The sequence below is a fragment of the Rossellomorea aquimaris genome, assembly GCF_020171925.1.
Lineage (GTDB): Bacteria > Bacillota > Bacilli > Bacillales > Bacillaceae_B > Rossellomorea > Rossellomorea aquimaris_F.
In genome coordinates this window covers 200,899-221,328 of the sequence record NZ_JAIVAR010000004.1, presented here as the reverse complement: position 1 = coordinate 221,328, position 20,430 = coordinate 200,899, and the positions used below count along the sequence as shown (strand labels likewise).

General features: G+C 44.8%; 17 protein-coding genes. 15 read left to right on the top strand and 2 right to left on the bottom strand.

Features of this window, described 5'->3' with window-relative positions:
* Positions 1-31: 31 nt before the first annotated feature.
* Positions 32-247 (bottom strand): small acid-soluble spore protein SspI, encoded by a 216-nt coding sequence (sspI, locus tag LCM10_RS15440; RefSeq protein WP_224877188.1) that lies wholly within the window; start codon positions 245-247, stop codon positions 32-34.
* A gap of 126 nt (positions 248-373) precedes the next feature.
* On the opposite strand from sspI, the gene LCM10_RS15435 reads away from it, so the two are divergent.
* The 3 genes from LCM10_RS15435 to pheT all read left to right on the top strand — a co-directional run bounded on the left by LCM10_RS15435 (position 374) and on the right by pheT (position 5,064).
* Positions 374-1,129, top strand: coding sequence for a TrmH family RNA methyltransferase (locus LCM10_RS15435; protein WP_224877187.1), 756 nt, complete (start codon positions 374-376; stop codon positions 1,127-1,129).
* Positions 1,130-1,580: 451 nt separating this feature from the next.
* A complete protein-coding gene (gene pheS / locus LCM10_RS15430) occupies positions 1,581-2,618 on the top strand; it encodes a phenylalanine--tRNA ligase subunit alpha (protein WP_224877186.1) in 1,038 nt (345 codons plus the stop codon).
* Between the two features lie 31 nt (positions 2,619-2,649).
* Entirely contained in the window at positions 2,650-5,064 is a 2,415-nt protein-coding gene (gene pheT, locus LCM10_RS15425) for a phenylalanine--tRNA ligase subunit beta (RefSeq protein ID WP_224877185.1), read from the top strand.
* Between the two features lie 676 nt (positions 5,065-5,740).
* Here the strand turns inward: pheT and rnhC are convergent.
* Positions 5,741-6,664, bottom strand: coding sequence for a ribonuclease HIII (rnhC, locus tag LCM10_RS15420; protein ID WP_318247502.1), 924 nt, complete (start codon positions 6,662-6,664; stop codon positions 5,741-5,743).
* A gap of 132 nt (positions 6,665-6,796) precedes the next feature.
* On the opposite strand from rnhC, the gene zapA reads away from it, so the two are divergent.
* The 12 genes from zapA to LCM10_RS15360 all read left to right on the top strand — a co-directional run bounded on the left by zapA (position 6,797) and on the right by LCM10_RS15360 (position 20,306).
* The gene (gene zapA / locus LCM10_RS15415; protein ID WP_224877184.1) at positions 6,797-7,057 is read left to right on the top strand and encodes a cell division protein ZapA; all 261 of its coding nucleotides are present in this window, start codon (positions 6,797-6,799) and stop codon (positions 7,055-7,057) included.
* 7 nt (positions 7,058-7,064) lie between these two features.
* Positions 7,065-7,604, top strand: a complete 540-nt coding sequence (locus LCM10_RS15410) for a CvpA family protein (protein ID WP_224877183.1) — start codon at positions 7,065-7,067, stop codon at positions 7,602-7,604.
* A gap of 365 nt (positions 7,605-7,969) precedes the next feature.
* A complete protein-coding gene (polX, locus tag LCM10_RS15405; protein ID WP_224877210.1) occupies positions 7,970-9,688 on the top strand; it encodes a DNA polymerase/3'-5' exonuclease PolX in 1,719 nt (572 codons plus the stop codon).
* Between the two features lie 44 nt (positions 9,689-9,732).
* Positions 9,733-12,093 carry an endonuclease MutS2 gene (locus LCM10_RS15400; RefSeq protein ID WP_224877182.1) on the top strand — a complete coding sequence of 787 codons (2,361 nt, stop codon included), beginning with the start codon at positions 9,733-9,735 and terminating at the stop codon, positions 12,091-12,093.
* 21 nt (positions 12,094-12,114) lie between these two features.
* Positions 12,115-12,522: a DUF350 domain-containing protein gene (locus LCM10_RS15395; protein WP_224877181.1), complete on the top strand. Its 408-nt coding sequence runs from the start codon at positions 12,115-12,117 to the stop codon at positions 12,520-12,522.
* A 366-nt stretch (positions 12,523-12,888) separates the two neighbouring features.
* On the top strand, positions 12,889-14,583 hold the full coding sequence (locus LCM10_RS15390) for an AMP-binding protein (protein ID WP_224877180.1): 1,695 nt from the start codon (positions 12,889-12,891) through the stop codon (positions 14,581-14,583).
* A 144-nt stretch (positions 14,584-14,727) separates the two neighbouring features.
* The gene (locus LCM10_RS15385) at positions 14,728-15,333 is read left to right on the top strand and encodes a TetR/AcrR family transcriptional regulator (RefSeq protein WP_224877179.1); all 606 of its coding nucleotides are present in this window, start codon (positions 14,728-14,730) and stop codon (positions 15,331-15,333) included.
* Between the two features lie 3 nt (positions 15,334-15,336).
* Positions 15,337-16,107 carry an enoyl-CoA hydratase gene (locus LCM10_RS15380; protein ID WP_224877178.1) on the top strand — a complete coding sequence of 257 codons (771 nt, stop codon included), beginning with the start codon at positions 15,337-15,339 and terminating at the stop codon, positions 16,105-16,107.
* Between the two features lie 144 nt (positions 16,108-16,251).
* Entirely contained in the window at positions 16,252-17,025 is a 774-nt protein-coding gene (locus LCM10_RS15375) for an electron transfer flavoprotein subunit beta/FixA family protein (RefSeq protein ID WP_224877177.1), read from the top strand.
* A gap of 59 nt (positions 17,026-17,084) precedes the next feature.
* A complete protein-coding gene (locus LCM10_RS15370) occupies positions 17,085-18,065 on the top strand; it encodes an electron transfer flavoprotein subunit alpha/FixB family protein (RefSeq protein WP_224877176.1) in 981 nt (326 codons plus the stop codon).
* A gap of 523 nt (positions 18,066-18,588) precedes the next feature.
* Positions 18,589-18,903, top strand: a complete 315-nt coding sequence (trxA, locus tag LCM10_RS15365; RefSeq protein ID WP_224877175.1) for a thioredoxin — start codon at positions 18,589-18,591, stop codon at positions 18,901-18,903.
* A gap of 209 nt (positions 18,904-19,112) precedes the next feature.
* Positions 19,113-20,306, top strand: a complete 1,194-nt coding sequence (locus tag LCM10_RS15360; protein WP_224877174.1) for a hypothetical protein — start codon at positions 19,113-19,115, stop codon at positions 20,304-20,306.
* The last annotated feature ends 124 nt before the right edge of the window (positions 20,307-20,430 follow it).

Here is a 20,430-nt window from a genome sequence, read left to right as displayed (position 1 = left end):
AACGGGTGACCCGACCAGGTCACCCGTTTCATTAATGCTGTTGCTGCAATGATTCTTCCAATGTTTCAAGGAGCATTTGCTGTTCCTGTGGGTCAGCATTCTGCCAGAATACCTCAAGGAGTACTCCTAAGCCCGGAAGTGTTTTTTCTTCTCCGCCTTGGATGGCATCGACGATTGTATCCTTTAACTCTTCCTGGCTGTTCCCAGAAACATTGTGTATAATCGCTTTTCTCAAATTAAGGTTCATGCCGCATTTCTCCTTTTGCTATAGGATGAGGAATTCATTGTTATCTTGTCTCAGATTGAATTTATTATGTATGTAAGTTAAGGTATAATGAAAACTTGAAATGTAAAAGTGAAGGAGCGGGTAAGATTGAAGGTTATTCAATCCTCTAAAAACCCTGTCGTGAAGCAGTGGAAGAAGTTATTGACCAAAAAGGGAAGAGAAGAATCCCATACATATATCGTGGAAGGCTTTCACCTCGTTGAAGAGGCATTGAAGCAGCAGGATACGGTGATTGAGCTCATTTTTATAGAAGGTACAGATTTGCCGGGAAAATGGAATCTTGATGGTGTCGATTTGATACAGGTCTCAGAGGACGCAGGCAAAGCACTTGCCGATACTGAAACGACTCAGGGGGTGTTTGCCGTTTGCAGGCAGAAAGATGCCTCGGACATCAACGGCAAGAAATTCCTGCTGCTTGACGGTCTCCAGGACCCTGGGAATATCGGAACAATCATCCGTACGGCCGAAGCTTCAGGAATCGATGGGATCATCCTTGGGAAAGGTACGGTCGATCCCTATAATCCAAAGGTGCTCCGGTCTGCGCAGGGAAGTCATTTTCACGTCCCGATCATAAGGGGTGAGCTCGCTGAAATCATCTCTGTACTCAAGGAAAAGGGGATCCCTGTCTATGGCACTGCGCTTGAAGGCGGTGAAGAATATACATCAATCAAGCCACGGGACTCATACGCTCTGATCGTCGGCAATGAAGGGAACGGAATGAGTCCGGATACCCTTTCCCAGACAGATCAGAACCTGTATATCCCGATCTATGGGAAAAGTGAATCCCTGAATGTCGCGATTGCGGCGGGCATCCTGTTATATTATTTTAAAAATGGGCAATAATTGTTCTTGAAAGTGTTTGAATTCTCGAGAATAATTCATTATAATAATGCACATATACTTTAAAAAACGAAGACAGAGGAAAGTAGCGCACAGAAGATTCTTCAAGGGAGAGAATGCCGTCAGACTGGAAGCATTCTTAAGAATAACGTGACGTGAACATTTCACCTCTCGAGTTGGCATCGGGACCATTTCATCATTGAAATGTAAAGATGCACCGGCAAAGCCGTTATCCGAATCAAGTGAGTGTATCGATCGTTGATATGCTTATAAGGGTGGTACCGCGATCACAAACCTCGTCCCTTTCCAGGGATGGGGTTTTTTTGTTTTTCAAGGATCTTGGATTTTCCCGGAGGCTCTCGCCCAAGAAAGTGAGTGCCTAGAGCGGAAAGGAACGGTCTTTGTAAATAGTGTATGAAACTGCCTGATTCACGACCATAAAGGAGGAAGAAACATGGAGGATAAATTACGATCCCTTCAAACCGAAGCAATTGAAAAAATCAACGAAGCACAGGACCTAAAAGAATTGAATGACATCCGGGTCGCTTACCTCGGAAAGAAAGGCCCTGTAACAGAAGTATTGAAAGGCATGGGGAAACTTTCAGCGGAAGAACGTCCTAAAATGGGGGCACTTGCCAATGAAGTGCGCGGTGCAATCACAGAGAAGATCGAAGCGAAACAGGCGAAGCTTGAAAAGGAAGCGGTCGAGAAGAAGCTTCAATCAGAAACAATCGACGTGACACTTCCAGGTAGACCTGTCAGAAAAGGGAACCATCATCCGCTAACGATGATCATTGAAGAAATCGAGGATTTATTCATCGGAATGGGCTACACCGTTGCAGAAGGACCGGAAGTTGAAAAAGACTACTATAACTTCGAAGCGCTGAACCTTCCGAAGGGACACCCTGCCCGGGATATGCAGGATTCCTTCTACATCACGGAAGAGACATTGCTAAGGACCCATACATCACCTGTCCAGGCAAGAACGATGGAGCTTGCGAAAGGAAAGGGTCCAATCAAAATCATTTGTCCAGGTAAAGTATACCGCCGCGATACGGATGATGCGACGCATTCCCATCAGTTCATGCAAATTGAAGGGCTAGTCGTCGATAAAGATATCCGCATGAGTGATCTGAAAGGGACGTTAAACGTATTCGCGAAGAAAATGTTCGGCGAAGACCGTGACATCCGCCTGCGCCCAAGTTTCTTCCCATTCACCGAACCATCCGTCGAGATGGATATCTCTTGTAAAATCTGCGGGGGAGAAGGCTGCCGTGTATGTAAGGGTACCGGCTGGATCGAAATTCTCGGAGCCGGGATGGTTCACCCGAACGTACTTGAAATGGCAGGATTCGATCCGAACGAATATACAGGTTTTGCATTCGGTATGGGACCTGAGCGTATCGCGATGCTGAAATACGGAATCGATGACATCCGTCATTTCTACACGAATGATACCCGTTTTGTAACACAATTCAACGTGACCGAGTAAGGCAACACTATTATCGAGCGGAGGTAAAAACATGTTTGTTTCATATAAATGGTTAGAAAATTATGTGGATCTGTCAGGAGTCACTCCTGAAGATCTGGCTGAAAAAATCACAAGGAGCGGAATCGAGGTTGAAGGCGTCGAAAGAGTCGGTGCTGGAATCAAGAACGTGGTCGTAGGTCATGTCCTTGAGTGCGAACCGCATCCGGATGCAGATAAATTGAATAAGTGCCAGGTGGATGTGGGCGAAGAGGAGCCTGTACAGATCATCTGCGGTGCCCCGAATGTCGCCAAGGGTCAAAAAGTGGCCGTTGCTAAAGTGGGCGCGGTGCTACCGGGTAATTTCAAAATTAAAAAAGCAAAACTTCGCGGCGAAGCTTCCCATGGGATGATCTGTTCCCTTCAGGAATTGGGTGTCGAAGGCAAGCTTGTACCAAAAGAGCATGCAGAAGGGATCTATGTATTCTCCGAGGATGCAGAAGTAGGCAGGGATGCTGTTGAGCTATTGAACCTGGATGATGCCATCCTAGAGCTGGGCTTGACACCAAACCGTTCGGACTGCTTAAGCATGCTTGGTGTTGCGTATGAAGTGGCAGCGATTTTGGATCGCGAAGTGAAGCTTCCGGAAGTGAACACAGAAGCAGGTGAAGAAAAGGCTTCCGATTACATCACGGTAAACGTGGAAGCGAAAGAAGATAATCCTCTATATGGTGCGAAAATCATCAAAAATGTAAAGATTGGCCCTTCGCCACTATGGATGCAGAATGCATTGATCGCTGCCGGGATCCGTCCGCATAATAACGTAGTTGATATCACGAACTACATCCTGTTGGAATACGGTCAGCCCCTCCATGCATTCGATTACGATCGTCTCGGATCGAAGGAAATTCTTGTCCGCCGTGCAAAAGACGGTGAAAAATTCGTTACGCTTGATGATGCGGAAAGAACCTTATCTTCAAGTCAACTGGTGATCACAAATGGAGAAGAACCAGTTGCCCTTGCAGGTGTCATGGGCGGAGCGAATTCCGAAGTCCAGCACGACACAACGACTGTCCTCCTCGAGGCAGCATACTTCACAGGTGCGATTGTGAGGGGCGCCTCCAAGGATCACGGCCTCCGTAGTGAAGCAAGTACACGCTATGAAAAAGGAGTCGATCCGAACCGCGTCTTGAAAGCAGGCGAGCGCGCAGCTGAACTGATGGCAGAATACGCAGGCGGCGAAGTTCTTGATGGAACGGTATTATTCGATGAGCTGACTGTCGAGCCAGCAGTAGTGGAAATCACGCTTGAAAAAATCAACTCATCATTAGGGACGTCGATTTCGGTTGAAGAGGTAAATGATATTTTCCGCCGCCTTCAATTCGAGGTGAGTGTGGAAGGGACGGCGTTCACGGTCACTGCCCCAACAAGAAGGGGAGACATCACGATACAAGAAGACTTACTCGAAGAAGTGGCCCGTTTGTACGGATATGACAATCTTCCACTTACTCTCCCTAAAGGAGAAAGCACACCGGGTGGACTGAATAATCATCAGCTTAAACGCCGTACGGTACGCCGTTTCTTAGAAGGTGCCGGTCTGCTGCAAGCCATCACGTATTCATTGACAAATGATGAGAAGGCTACAAAATACGCACTTGATGTAAAAGAACCGGTCCGTCTCTTGATGCCGATGAGTGAAGAACGCAGCAACCTGCGTCTAAGCATCATCCCTCAGCTTCTCGAGGTACTCTCTTACAATAAAGCGCGTCAAAATGATTCCCTTGCTTTCTACGAAGTGGGATCCGTGTTCTTGAAAGAATCCGGTGAGGAGCTTCCATCCGAAGAAGAACATATTGCAGGGGCACTGACTGGGTTATGGCATAGCCACCCATGGCAGGGAGAAAAGAAGGCTGTCGATTTCTATGTGGCAAAAGGAATACTTGAAGGTCTGTTCGAAGAACTCGGCGTGACAGAAGCAGTATCGTTCCGTCAAGGGACAGTGGATGGGCTTCACCCAGGAAGAACCGCTGAAATCCTACTGGATGGAGAAGTGATCGGATTCATCGGTGCAATCCACCCAGAAGTCGAAAAAGAGCTTGACCTCAATGAAACATATGTATTCGAACTGAAAGCGAAGCCTGTTTTCCATTATGAAAAGCCGGCATTGAGCTACACTCCGATCCCACGTCATCCATCCATCACAAGGGATATCGCCCTAGTGGTTGATACTGACGTGAAAGCAGGAGATTTGAAGTCTGTCATTCAAGAGGCTGGAGGCAAACTTCTTAAAGAGGTATCCGTATTCGACCTGTATGAAGGCGAGCATATGGAACCAGGCAAGAAATCACTTGCATTCTCGTTGAAATACTTCGATCCTGCAAAGACACTTACGGATGAAGAAGTCGTGAAAGTCCATGACGGCGTCCTTGCTGCAGTTAAGGAAAAAGCCGGAGCGGAACTAAGAGGATAAATTATAAAAAGGTGTCAGACCTGTAGTATGGTCTGGCACCTTTTTTTGTTTGTTTTTTGGGGGGAATCGCGCTGTTTATGGACGTTTTGTTTGAATGGAGAGGGTAAGAGGGGCAAGTACTTGGTAATTCCAACGTTGGGAGGGGGTGGAAGGGTGAGATAAGGAACCGATTTACAGTTTATGCTCCTAATCCAAGATTTATGATCCTAAATGAAAGTTTATGCTCCTAATTAGGGATTTATGCTCCAAAAAGAAAGTTTATGCTCCTAATCGGGGATTTATGATCTTAAATGAAATTTACGCTCCAGCTCAGGGATCTAAGCTCCAAAAAGAAAGTTTATGCTCCTAATCCGAGATTTATGCTCCAAAAAGAAAGTTTATGCTCCTAATCCGGGATTTATGATCTTAAATGAAATTTACGCTCCAGATCAGGGATCTATGCTCCAAAAAGAAAATTTACGATCCCAATCAGGAACTTATGCTCCTAAACGAAAATACATGCTCCTAACCCAAAAAACCGATACAATCCCAATCAGAAATCCATACTCCTTTTATCCAAAAACCTCTAAAAGTGGGGAGCCCCCTAAATGCCTACCCAACACATTTTCACCATCCCCCAAAAGAATTCCATCGCAAACAAAAACCCCCGCCGAGATCTAAAAGGCGGGGGTATAGCCTATTTTCCAGCAAGCTTGATGGCCTTCTCGCTATTGGCAAAATGCCATTTCGTCATCGATTTCAATTCTTCGATCCCTTTTCGTTTTATGATCTTGGCAGCGGCAACGTCAACGTGCTTGCCGGCACCTTTTGGGATTTCCACGCCAGCTTTCGCGCTAAGTTTATCCATTTCCTTCAAGAATGCATACCTTGCAATGATGGAGGCGGCTGCAACCGCGATATGGATGCTTTCTCCTTTGGTACTGAAGTATACGCGATCACGCTGGATCTTCTTTTGTGCGCTGATATGCTTGAAGTATGTGTTTTTTTCGACAAACTGGTCGATCAGAATGCCCTCGGGCTCTTCAGGTGCCATCTTTTCCAATAAGTGAAGGATGGCCTGGTTATGGAGGATGGCTTTCATCTTTCCTTGCGTCATTCCTCTGCCTTGAAGGGAATTGTATTTATCATTGTGAAGGACCAACAAGCTGTAAGGGATGGTCTTGACCAGATCTTTTGCGATTGCCACGATCTGTGTGTCGTTCAAGTTCTTTGAATCCTTTACGCCAAGCTCTTTCATTAAGGGGATCTGCTCTTTCTTCACATATGCACTCACTACGGTAATGGGACCGAAGAAATCCCCTGTCCCCACCTCATCCGATCCGATGACGGACCAGTCTGCAAAGTTCTGCGGGAGGGAGGCAGCCCCTTTTGCGGGTGTTTTAGCCTTTGGCGTTTCTGCTGTGCCCCATTTGCTGGCTTCTGCTTCCCCATTTGCTCCTTGGAATAAGACTTTGCCAGACTTATAGGCGGTCACTGTACAGCCTGCTGGTTTGGCGGAAAAAACGGCTCCGGGTGGGAGCTTGCTGACCAATGTATCCTTATAGTATTCTTTCATCTTTGTTGTTAATGAGCTATTCACCTGAATGACTGTGTTCCCCAAAATAACCACTCCTTTTGACATGATTCTATGTAATAACAAAAAATTAGACTATAATTGACATTTTCTTTTCAAAACAAAAACATTTCATGGTATGATAATGTTTAGGATTCTTATGAATAGGGGGTACTCGGATTGTCAGAAGAACAAAAAAATCGCACAACTGTTGATATTTACGGTCAACCATATACTATTGTCGGTACTGAGTCGACAAGTCAGATTCGATTTGTTTGTTCGAAAGTCGATGACAAAATGCGAGAGATCAAATCCATGAATCCATCTCTTGATACAAGTAAGCTCGCAGTGCTGACAGCCGTAAATGCCGTCAATGATTATATCAAACTTAAAGAACAGTTTGAGGAGCTTGAAAGAGAAATTAAACGCTTAAAGGGTTGAAGATGACATGCTTGATTTAGTTTTACTTATTATCCTCTTAGTAGGATTTGTAACTGGACTTAAGCGGGGGTTCATACTCCAGGCAGTCCATATGACAGGTTTTATCATCTCTTTTATTGTAGCATACATATATTACGATCAGCTTGCACCAAAACTTACACTTTGGATCCCGTATCCGGTGCTTGATGAGCAGTCAAAGTTAAATATGCTTTTTGAAATGACCAATATGGATCAGGCCTATTACCGTGTCATTGCATTTGCACTGATATTCTTTGCCGTTAAGATCATCGTCCATATCTTTGGATCTATGCTTGACTTTGTCGCCCATCTTCCCATCCTCAAACAATTGAATGTGCTTGGCGGAGGTTTATTGGGACTGATCGAAACGTATCTGATCATTTTTATACTATTATTTATTGCCGTATTGCTGCCGATTGAGACGGTACAATCCTTCATTAATGATTCTTTCATTGCACAGGCAATGGTTAAACACACGCCAGTGTTTTCGGAGATGGTAAAAGAATGGTGGATTGAAAACGCCGCATGATCCAAAGGGGCTGACTTGAAAAGGATAGGATGATTGATGGTGAGGGGGATGCCCCTTGCGGATGATCGGCTATCCTTTATAAGTCAGCTTTTTTTATATGATGTATGGGCCCTGATTTTTGGCTTAGCGAGTGAAACGCACGTTTCACTCGCTTTTCAGCAGAGCTGAAAAGTCGTCAATGTGGAAAGAACCTGAAGCATAAATGAATTTATGCTTCAGGTTCTTTCCACATTGATGGAATAAGCCAAAAATCAAACGGATTCCAGTGATTCCGGGTGCATCGCTTTCTTTTTTTGGTTATTTTGCTACTATATAAGTAAAGCAACCATTGACGGAGAAGCTAGTGATATATAGAGAAGCAGGTGATTGAGTTGAATAAGAAGGATATTATCAAGTTATTGGAAACGATTGCGATATATATGGAACTAAAAGGTGAGAACTCTTTTAAAATATCGGCTTATAGAAAAGCGGCGGCAGCCCTTGAGAATGATGACCGCAGCCTTACGGATATCACGGACTTTACGAAGTTGAATGGAATCGGGAAAGGAACGGCGGGAGTCATTGAAGAGTACATACAGGAGGGGACTTCATCAGTCCTCGAGGAATTAAAACAGGAAGTGCCAGAAGGGCTCATCCCTCTTCTGCAGCTTCCGGGACTAGGCGGCAAGAAGATTGCCAAGCTGTATAGTGAACTCGGTGTGGAAAACATTCACGACTTGGAAGAAGCGTGCCGTTCTGAGAAGGTTCAGGCTCTACCAGGTTTCGGGAAGAAAACAGAGGAAAAGATCTTGGCTGCAATCGCACAGGCCGGCAAACGCCCTGAACGCCTTCCGATTGCTTTCATGTCAGGGATTGCCTCTGAAATTGAAGCATATTTGACAAACATGCCTTCCATCAACACCTTTTCCAGGGCGGGCAGCTTGAGGCGGATGCGAGAGACCATCAAAGATCTGGACTTCATCATCTCTACGGATGATCCGAAAAAGGTGAAGGATGAATTATTGAAGATTCCGGGCATTATAGAAATCATCGCAGCCGGAGAAACAAAGGTCTCATTGACTCTTCACTATCAATGGGACGTGAGCATTGACTTCCGGATCGTGAAGCCTCAAGAATTTGCCACTACGCTTCATCATTTCACCGGTTCCAAAGACCATAACGTACGGATGAGACAGCTGGCGAAAGAACGCGGTGAAAAGATCAGTGAATATGGTGTGGAAAATAGTGAAACCGGTGAAGTAACCACGTTCGACAATGAAGAGGAGTTCTATGCACACTTCAATCTTCCCTTCATTCCACCAGAATTGAGGGAAGACGGCAAGGAAGTCGACGAATACAAGTCCCACTATGAATTAATCGACACTGCCGATATTAAGGGTGATTTGCACATGCACACAACGTGGTCAGACGGGGCTTATTCCATTGAAGAGATGGTACAGGCTTGTATTGCGAAAGGCTATCAATACATGGCCATCACGGATCACTCAAAGTATTTGCGTGTTGCAAACGGCCTGACGGATGAACGTTTATTGAAGCAAATTGAAGAAATAAAAGAAATCAATAAAAAATACGAACAAATCGAAGTTCTTTCCGGAATTGAAATGGATATCCTTCCAGATGGAACGCTTGATTATAGCGATGAAATCCTTGAAAAAGTGGATGTAGTAATTGCATCGATTCACTCAAGTTTTTCACAATCACAGGAAAAGATCATGGATCGGTTGTCAACTGCATTGACTAGCGCACACGTCGATATCATTGCTCATCCAACAGGAAGAATAATCGGGCGCAGAGAAGGGTACGACGTGAATATGGATGACCTCATCAAGCTAGCGAAGGAAACGAATACGGCACTCGAGCTCAATGCGAACCCGAACAGGCTGGATCTTTCAGCTGAAAACATCCGGAAAGCCCAGGAAAACGGAGTGAAGCTCTTTATCAATACCGATGCCCATAGTGATGAACATCTGGCGTTCATGAATATCGGTGTGGCGACAGCACGAAAAGGGTGGATCAAGAAGGACACAGTCATCAATACATGGGACAAAGAAGAATTACTGAACTTCTTGAAAAGAAACGATTGATCCCGTCACTGTGAAACATATAGATAAAAAGGTGGAAAAAGTCTGTGAATGCTAAAGTACTGAAAACACTGGAATTTGATAAAATCAAAGAATTATTGAAGGAATACGCTGCATCTGCACTGGGTCATGCCAAGGTTACAGCACTGATCCCATCGGTTGACTACGAAGAGATTACAGCTATGCATGAGGAAACGGATGAAGCGATGACGATCCTCCGCTTGAAAGGACATGCCCCTCTTGGTGGGATCTTTGATATCCGTCCTCACGTAAAGCGTGCAGGGATCGGAGGCATGCTGTCCCCGGGTGAATTGGTACAGGTTGGAAGCACGATCCGTGCAAGCCGTAAGCTTAAGACATTTGTGGAGGAATTAGTGGACGATGACGTCTCCATCCCCCTCCTTCAAGCGAAGTTGGATACGGTGGTTCCGCTGCCGCACTTAGAACAGGAGATACGCAATGTCGTGGATGATAACGGAGAAATCCTTGACTCGGCAAGTGACACATTGCGGACAATCCGGACGCAGCTCCGTGCCAACGAAGGAAGGATCAGGGAGAAGCTTGAACGCATGATCCGATCCTCAAATGCAGCGAAAATGTTATCGGATGCCATCATCACGATCCGTAATGACCGCTATGTCATTCCTGTGAAGCAGGAATACCGGGGCCATTACGGAGGGATCATCCATGATCAATCGTCCTCCGGTCAGACGCTCTTTATTGAGCCGGAAGCGATTGTCCAATTAAATAACCAGCTGCGTGAGCTCAAATTAAAAGAACAGAATGAAATTGAGAAGATCCTCCTTGCACTTTCCGAAAAGGTACAAGAATCAGGGGAAGAATTGTTATTGATCGTAAGCGTCTTATCGGATATTGATTTCATGTTTACAAAGGCTAAGTTCGGACGCTCCATTAAAGGTTCAAAGCCGATCATCAACAATGAAAGACGCATCAAATTAAATAAAGCCCGACACCCTTTATTACCGATAGACGAAGCGGTCGCAAATGATATCGAATTGGGCAATGAATTTTCGTCCATCGTCATCACGGGTCCGAATACAGGGGGGAAAACAGTCACGCTGAAAACGCTGGGACTTACGAATATCATGGCTCAGGCAGGTTTGCCAATACCGGCACTTGATGGTTCCGAGGTTGGGATCTTCCGTTCAGTCTATGCCGATATCGGGGATGAACAATCCATTGAACAAAGTCTTAGTACATTCTCCTCCCATATGGTTAACATTGTTGAAATTCTAAATAAGGTGGACGATGAGAGCCTTGTCTTATTCGATGAGCTGGGAGCAGGTACTGATCCACAGGAAGGTGCCGCACTTGCAATCTCCATCCTCGATGAGGTCCATGCTAAAGGGGCAAGAGTGGTGGCGACCACTCACTATCCGGAGCTGAAAGCATATGGGTATAATCGGGAAGGCGTTGTGAATGCAAGCGTTGAGTTTGACGTTGAGACATTGAGCCCGACGTATAAGCTTCTTTTAGGGGTACCGGGCCGAAGTAATGCGTTTGAGATTTCTAAACGACTTGGGTTATCCGAGACCGTCATCCAGCGTGCCAAATCGCATATTGGAACTGACAGCAAAGAAGTCGAAAATATGATTGCTTCATTGGAAGAAAGCAGGCGACAGGGTGAAAGGGAGCGCGAAGAAGCCCATGAACTGCTGAAACAGGCGGAAAAGATGCATAAAGACATGCAAAAGCAGATGATGGAGTACTATGACAAGAAAGATCTGATGTTTGAAAAAGCTCAGCAAAAAGCCGAATCAGTCGTTGAACAAGCGAAAGAGGAAGCAGAGAAAGTCATACGGGAATTACGCAGGATGCAGCAAGAGAAATCTGCTGAAATCAAGGAGCATGAACTGATCCAAGCAAGAAAGCAGCTGGAGGAAGCTGCTCCGTCCCTTCCGAAATCATCCAGACAGAAGAAGAAAACACAAAGCACAAAGCGTGAGCTGAAACCTGGTGATGAAGTCAAGGTATTGAGCTTTGATCAAAAAGGCCATCTTGTGGAAAGGGTTTCCAACAAGGAATGGCAGGTTCAAATGGGGATCATGAAAATGAAAGTGAAAGAATCCGACTTGGAATTCATCCAGACGCAGCAGAAGGTCGAGACGAAGCCTCTTGCGGTTGTAAAGGGGAAGGACTTCCACGTAAACGTCGAATTGGACTTGAGAGGGGAACGTTTCGACAATGCCATCTCGAGGGTCGAAAAGTATATTGATGATGCCCTTCTGGCCGGGTATCCTCAAGTGTCGATCATCCACGGAAAAGGGACAGGTGCCTTAAGGCAGGGTGTACAGGAATATTTAAGGAACCACCGTGCGGTCAAAGGCATCCGGTTCGGAGATGCTGGTGAAGGCGGTACCGGTGTAACGGTCGTAAAGTTTAAATAAGGAAGAATAGGGAGCGGAGTCATGGAGAATTTTTGGGAAAATGAGTACATTCAAACGGCGGGGAACTACAGCGTAGTCATATTATGCCTCATCCTTTTCTTAACCGTATTTGAACTTGTGACCAAATATAAAAATTGGGAAGAAATTAAAAAGGGGAACATGGCGGTGGCGATGGCTACCGGTGGGAAGATATTCGGGATTGCGAATATTTTCCGCTATTCCATTCAACAGCATGAGACGATCCTTTCGACAATCGGATGGGGGGTCTTCGGATTCTTCCTTCTGCTCATCGGCTACTTCATCTACGAGTTCTTGACCCCGAAGTTCAGGATCGACGAAGAAATTGAAAATGATAATCGTGCAGTCGGGTTCATCTCGCTGGTCATTTCAGTCGGTTTATCATTTGTCATTGGCGCAGGGATTTCATAAGGAGAGGTAATATGGAAACATTGGCGAAAGTGTTACTGGTATTATGTGCAGGATTTATTTTGGTCGGCATCATTTATATGATGTTCTTTACCTAAAAGGAAGACTGTCTCAACTGATGAGACAGTCTTCTTTTTTTAGGCAATAAACATTAAGCGAGTAGCTATTGATCCGCGGTCCGGATGCTCGCTTTCCGGGGGGAAGGGCTACCCACTGCAAGCGGAGTCTTGCACGGGATGGGGCGGAAGATTTAAATAGATGGGAATTAAGTCATGGTTGAAATGTAATTCAAATTGTAACTGGTGACCCCATATATTATAATAGGTGAAAGGACTAAATTTTCTAAAAATTCTGGAGGAGGGATTTTTAATGATTAAACCTTGGATTCAAGAGTATCCGGATGAGATACCCGCTGAACTGACATTGCCTGAAAAGCCGCTACACTCATTTTTGACAGAGGCGGCAAAGCTTTACGGTGAGAAATCAGCCATCCACTTCATGGGGAAGGAACTGAACTATACCGAGGTATACGAGTCGGCGTTGAAGTTCGGAAATTATTTAAGGAAGCTCGGAATCGAAAGAGGTGACCGGGTTGCCATCATGCTTCCGAACACACCTCAATCAGTGATCGCTTATTACGGTGTACTTTATGCAGGCGGCGTTGTGGTGCAAACCAATCCACTGTATACAGAGAGAGAAATCGAGTATCAAATGAAGGATTGTGGCGCAAAAGCGATCCTCACCCTGGATATTCTTTACCCACGGGTATCGAAGGTCATGAAAGAAACGAATCTTGAACACATTATTGTAACCGCTATCAAAGAATACCTTCCATTCCCTAAAAACATGCTTTACCCATTCATCCAAAAGAAGCAATACGGAATTGTCGTGAAAGTGGAGCCTTCAGAGCATAATCATTTATTCCAGGACATCATGGCGACTACTTCACCAGAACCTCTCGGGGGCGACTTTGATTTTGAAAACGATATTGCCCTTTTGCAATATACGGGAGGAACGACCGGATTCCCTAAAGGGGTCATGCTCACCCACAAGAATTTGGTGGCGAACGCATCAATGTGCGATGCTTGGCTCTATAAATGCAAGAAAGGGGAAGAGAAGATCCTCGGCATCCTTCCTTTCTTCCATGTGTACGGGATGACTGCAGTCATGATCCTTTCCATCATGCAGGGATATAAAATGATCTTACTTCCAAAATTCGATGTAGAAACAACCTTAAAGACGATCCAAAAACAGAAACCGACCTTGTTCCCGGGTGCACCGACCATTTATATCGGGATATTGAACCATCCGGAGCTGAAGAAGTATGACCTCTCGTCCATCGATTCGTGTTTGAGTGGAAGTGCCCCCCTTCCGGTAGAAGTCCAGCAGAAATTTGAAGAAGTAACAGGAGGGAAACTTGTAGAAGGGTATGGTCTCACGGAATCCTCCCCTGTCACACACGCAAACTTCCTGTGGGATAAAGAAAGGATCAAAGGAAGCATCGGCATTCCATGGCCAAGTACGGATAGTGCCGTCTTTTCACTTGAAACAGGTGAACCGCTCCCGCCGAATGAAATCGGGGAAATAGCCGTGAAGGGCCCGCAAGTGATGAAAGGCTACTGGAATCGTCCGGAAGAAACCGCACAGACGTTAAAGGACGGCTGGTTATTGACTGGGGACTTGGGGTACATGGATGAAAGAGGCTATTTCTATGTGGTGGACCGTAAAAAAGATATGATCATTGCAGGCGGCTTCAATATTTATCCAAGAGAAATAGAAGAAGTGCTTTATGAGCATCCGTCCATCCAGGAAGTGGTCGCAGCTGGCGTCCCGGATCCGTACAGGGGAGAAACGGTGAAGGTGTATGTGGTCCTTAAAGAGGGAGAGTCACTGACGGAAAAGGAACTGGATGAATTCTCAAGGAAATATCTCGCGGCATACAAGGTCCCGCGGATCTATGAATTCAGAAAGGAACTGCCGAAAACCGCGGTCGGAAAGATCTTGCGCAGAGCCCTTGTCGATGAAGAACGCCAAAAAATAGAAGAAGCGAGCAAATTAAGTTAAAATGTGGGGGGAGGCAAATGAGCAAGGCCCCTTTTTTACAATCAAAATGGACAAGCTGCATCCTTGACAACGAAACGCAAACATTTTATTATAAATTTATGAATGACCATTCATTCATATTTTGATAAGGCAGGTCAATTTATTATGAAACGAAATAAACCGAAATACAAACAAATCATTGATGCTGCCGTCGTGGTTATAGCAGAAAATGGATATCATCAGGCGCAGGTTTCAAAAATAGCCAAGCAAGCAGGCGTTGCCGATGGCACCATATATCTTTACTTCAAGAACAAAGAAGACATTTTGATCTCTTTATTCAGGGAAAAAATGGCCATCTTTGTTGAAAAAACAGAAGAAGTGATAGCAGGAAAACAGACGGCTTCAGAGAAATTATTAGTGATGATCGAAAACCACTGCAAGCTTCTGTCAGAAGATCATCATTTAGCGATTGTCACTCAACTGGAGCTCCGTCAGTCCAATAAAGATATCAGGATGAAGATCAACGATGTATTGAAAGGTTATCTTCAATTGGTTGATAAAATATTGATAAGCGGAGTGAAAGCAGGAGATCTCCCGCAAGATCTTGACGTGCGGCTGGCTCGCCAAATGATCTTTGGTACGCTGGATGAGATGGTCACCACGTGGGTCATGAATGATCAGAAGTATGATCTGGTGGCTCAAGTCCCCGCGATACACAAGCTATTACTTCAAGGATGCGACGGTAGGAACACAACTAGTTTAGGAGGATGACATATGGAGAATTTATCATGGGCATTAGAGGGAAAGGTAGCGCATGTCACCATACAGCGGCCGCCTGCAAATGCCCTTGCAAGTGGTCTGATAAGAGAGATCGATGCCATACTTGATGAGCTGGAAGGAAATCCGGAAGTAAGGGTCATCCTGCTGAAGGGTGAAGGACGTTTCTTCTCTGCAGGAGCCGATATCAAAGAATTCACGACGATTGAAACAGGTGAGGAATTCTCCCAGCTTGCAAAGAAAGGACAAGATGTTTTCGAGCGTATGGAGAACTTTTCTAAACCGATCATCGCAGCCATTCACGGTGCTGCTTTAGGTGGCGGCCTTGAGCTGGCGATGGGCTGTCATATCCGTCTCGTCAGTGAGAACGCCAAACTCGGCCTTCCTGAATTACAATTGGGGCTCGTTCCCGGATTTGCGGGGTCACAGCGTTTACCAAAGCTTGTCGGGCGGGCAAAAGCGGCAGAAATGCTTTTAACAAGCGAGCCGATCAGTGGTACGGAAGCAGTCCAGTGGGGGCTTGCCAATAAAGCGTTTCCTGAGGATGAGCTTTTCGAAAGAGCGGATGAAATGGCACAGAAAATCGCGAAGAAGAGTCCTGGTGCCATGAAAGCGGCAATCGAGTTACTCAGCTATACGAAAGATGACCGCTTCTACGAAGGGGTCATGAGAGAGTCTGATCTTTTTGGTGACGTATTCGTATCAGAAGATGCCAAGGAAGGGATCTCGGCTTTCATAGAAAAGAGAGAACCTGACTTTAAAGGCTAGATAATATTCTACTAATATAGTAAAATCTAGATGAGGGTGGCGTGAAAACGGTATCATTTCGTAAGCGCCACCCTTACAAAGGGGCAAAATATTCAAAATCTTTTTAAGGGAAAGAATGTTTTAATTATTAGGAGGGACTAACGAATGAACATCTATGTACTTTTGAAAAGAACGTTTGATACTGAGGAGAAAATTTCGATCCAAAACGGTCAGATTGCAGAAGATGGAGCGGAATTCATTATAAATCCATACGATGAGTATGCCGTTGAGGAAGCCATCCAAGTACGGGATGCTCATGGCGGAGAAGTGACAGTGGTCACTGTCGGTGGCGAAGAAAGCGAAAAGCAGCTTAGAACGGCTTTAGCCATGGGAGCAGACAAAGCTGTGTTGATCAACACGGAAGACGATCTTGATCATGGAGATCAATTCACAACGGCAACCATTCTATCTCAATACTTGAAAGAACAGGAAGTCGATTTGATCCTTGCTGGAAATGTAGCGATCGATGGAGGTTCTGGACAAGTTGGTCCACGTGTTGCAGAACAATTGGATATTCCTTATGTTACGACGATCACGAAGCTTGAAATCGCCGGTGATACCGTGACTGTCACACGTGATGTCGAAGGGGATTCCGAAGTGATTGAAACTTCCCTTCCGTTATTGGTGACTGCACAGCAAGGTTTGAATGAACCTCGTTATCCATCTCTTCCAGGAATCATGAAGGCGAAAAAGAAGCCTCTTGAAGAGTTGGAACTTGATGATTTAGATCTGGATGAAGATGATGTGGAAGCAAAGACGAAAACAATCGAAATCTACCTACCGCCTAAGAAAGAAGCAGGTAAAGTACTTGAAGGCGAGCTGGATGCACAGGTGTCAGAGCTTGTACAACTTCTTCGCAACGAAGCGAAAGTAGTTTGATTCGGAATTAAGTAAGCACTTATCTATTCAGGACAACTAACAATCAGGGGGTATTTAACATGGCAAGAAAAGTATTGGTACTAGGGGAAGTCAGAGACGGATCATTGCGTAATGTTTCTTTCGAAGCGATCGCTGCGGGTAAAACTGTTGCAGAAGGCGGCGAAGTCATCGGTGTTTTAGCCGGTAAAGATGTAAGCGCATTAGGGAATGAAATGATCCAGTACGGTGCAGAAAAAGTGATCGTGGTTGAAAATGATAAGCTTGAACAGTATACTTCGGATGGATACTCACAGGCATTGATGGCTGTCATCGAACAGGAAAAGCCTGAAGCGATCATCTTTGGACATACAGCTTTAGGAAAAGACCTGTCACCAAAGCTTGCAAGCAAGCTGAGCACAGGACTGATCTCGGATGCGACTTCCTTAGAGGAAGCGGGAGGAAACCTTGTTTTCACTCGTCCGATTTACTCTGGTAAGGCATTTGAAAAGAAAATCGTGACTGATGGTTTGATTTTTGCAACCATCCGTCCAAATAATATCGAGCCACTCGAAAAGGATGAATCCCGTTCTGGTGACGTTTCATCCCTATCAGTGGATGTGAAAGACCTTCGCGCCATCATCAAGGATGTAGTCCGTAAAGCAAGCGAAGGCGTTGATCTTTCCGAAGCGAAGGTCATCATCGCCGGCGGACGCGGTGTAAAGAGTGAAGACGGATTCGAACCGTTGAAGGAATTGGCCGATGTTCTTGGAGGTGCGGTTGGTGCATCCCGCGGGGCATGTGATGCAGATTACTGTGATTATTCCCTTCAAATCGGTCAAACTGGTAAAGTGGTAACACCTGATTTATACATCGCGTGTGGAATTTCAGGGGCCATCCAGCATTTAGCCGGTATGTCCAACTCGAAAGTCATCGTGGCAATCAATAAAGATCCAGAAGCAAACATTTTCAATGTTGCTGATTACGGGATCGTTGGTGACCTGTTCGAAGTCGTACCGATGCTGACAGAAGAATTCAAGAAACTTAAAGTGGCTTCTTCCTGATCCAGTTTAACAAATCAGTGATCGGGTAATAGAATGGTACAAGAGAAAGAGGCTGGGACAAAAGTGTTTCAGACACAGTAAAACCCGAACTAATTTGTCTATAGAAAGGCAAATTAGTTCGGGTTTTTAACTATTTGTATAACTGTACGAATAGATTTTACAACTATCTAGCGGTTGATTGGAGTGCAAGACGAAGACTCCTGCGGGAAGAGTAGCTTATGTGAGACCCCGCAGCTCACGAAGTGACGAGGAGGCTCACGGGCTACCCGCGGAAAGCGAAGTCTTGCACGGAAATCATAAGCGGTATTAAAAACAGGAACTGATATTGTTCGTCTTTATTTGTATAGTTCTTAGTTATGTCCCAGCTCTTTTTTTGCAGTGTATATCATTACCGTCAATTTTTTGAGTGGCTGTATAGAACGATTATGTAAGGGTATATTACCAACGAGCAGATTTAATGCATAGCCTTTTTATCGATGATATACTTACATTAGATTGAATGAAATTAGGAGGGCATATACTTATGGCAATCACAAACGCTACTGATCAAAACTTCTCAAGCGAAACAAACTCTGGACTGGTACTGGCAGATTTCTGGGCTCCTTGGTGTGGACCTTGTAAAATGATCGCCCCAGTATTGGAAGAGCTTGATAGCGAAATGGGCGATAAAGTGAAAATCGTTAAAGTCGACGTTGACGAAAACCAAGAAACTGCAGGTAAATACGGGGTTATGAGCATCCCGACGTTAGTCGTCATGAAAGACGGAGAAGTCGTTGACAAAGTCATCGGTTTCCAACCTAAGGAAGCACTTGCTGAATTATTAAACAAACATGCATAATTGAACGTCAATTACCGGGGCTGGTCTACAGTCCTGGTTTTTTTATTGTCTTGACTCCCCGCATCAAGCAGGATCAACAATTATTTGCCATCACCACAACCGGCTTGATCGAATTTTTTAAAAAATCCGTTGACTATGAGAATCATTCTCGATATAATTTAACTGGAATTGAAAATCATTATCATTTAAATAGTCGGGGGTTACTACATATGAGAAAAAGAGAGCTATCCAAGATTTTTGCTGCATTCTTATTAACAGGTTCCGTTCTGGCAGGATGCGGGACAGATGAGAAAACGGAAGGAGATCAAAATAAGACTTCTTCATCAGGGGATTCTGAACAAGTTGAAAAAGAAGAGGAAGCAGAACATGAGGAAGTCGACTTTGCTGCATCATTTGAAGAAGCAAAGACCGAGCTTTCAAAGGCAAAAGAAGATAAGGAAGTCGACTTTGATAAAGTAACATCGATCTATCAAGAAGATTTACAGGAACTTGTCCAAAAACGCGATCAGGAGTTTGAGGATACTGTGGATGAACATATCTCAACAGCCCTTCAGGCTGGAAAAGAAGGTTCGATGGACAAAGTTGTAGTGGCACAGATCTTCGATAAACTGATGCAGAAAGTTTTCTATACGACCATCAAACATGAATTCACTGAAGTAGCGGAAAACTGGGATAATAAAGAAGAAGTGAACGAAGAAATCGAAGAGGCGAAGGAATTCTATGAAATTCTCGAGCCGACTGTTGAAAAGCGCGATCAGGCTTATAGCACCACTATGGTCGATGTCATAAATGGTGGCTTCTCTGAAATGGAGAAGGCTGTTGAAGAAGATGACGAACTTGGATTCCAGCTCGGTAAGCAAGTCGTTGACAAAACATTAATGAAGACGTTCTACCTTGCAGCAGGTGCGCTTCCAAATGGATATGCAATGAAAGCATCCGAAGAAGCAAAGGAAAATCCTGAAGCTGCAAAAGCGGAACAGGCTGAAGGTTGGGCATTCTATCAATCTCTTTCAAGCTACCTATCAAAGAATGCCCCAGAAGAAGCCGAATACATCAACAATCAATTTGATTTACAGACAGATGTGACAACAATCGATCCTGAAGAAGTGAACCATGCATTTGTTCGTGGATTCTCCAAAATCGCCTTGCACGAATACGAAGAGAGCGAAGAGTACTGGGGAGAAGACAAATCGGCCATCACGGCCTTGGAAGGTGCTCTCTTCATTGATCTGATCTCATCAGATATAAGCTCTATACTGGGTGAAGAAGCGTATCAAACGTTATCAACTGATGCTCAAAGCTACTTAGAAGCTGTAAAGTCACAAGACAAAGATAAAGCAGAAGCGCTAAGACCGGACATTGAAAAAATGTTGAATGATGTGATTACGAAAGCGAATAAATAGTCTTTTGGGTTGACCCTGAGCAATTGTGTGAAGTCCCTTCTTCAAATTCATCCGGATTTGAAGGGGGACTTTTAAAACGCAATCGGGTCAACCTTTTTTCGCTTTCTGGATGTACTGATAATGA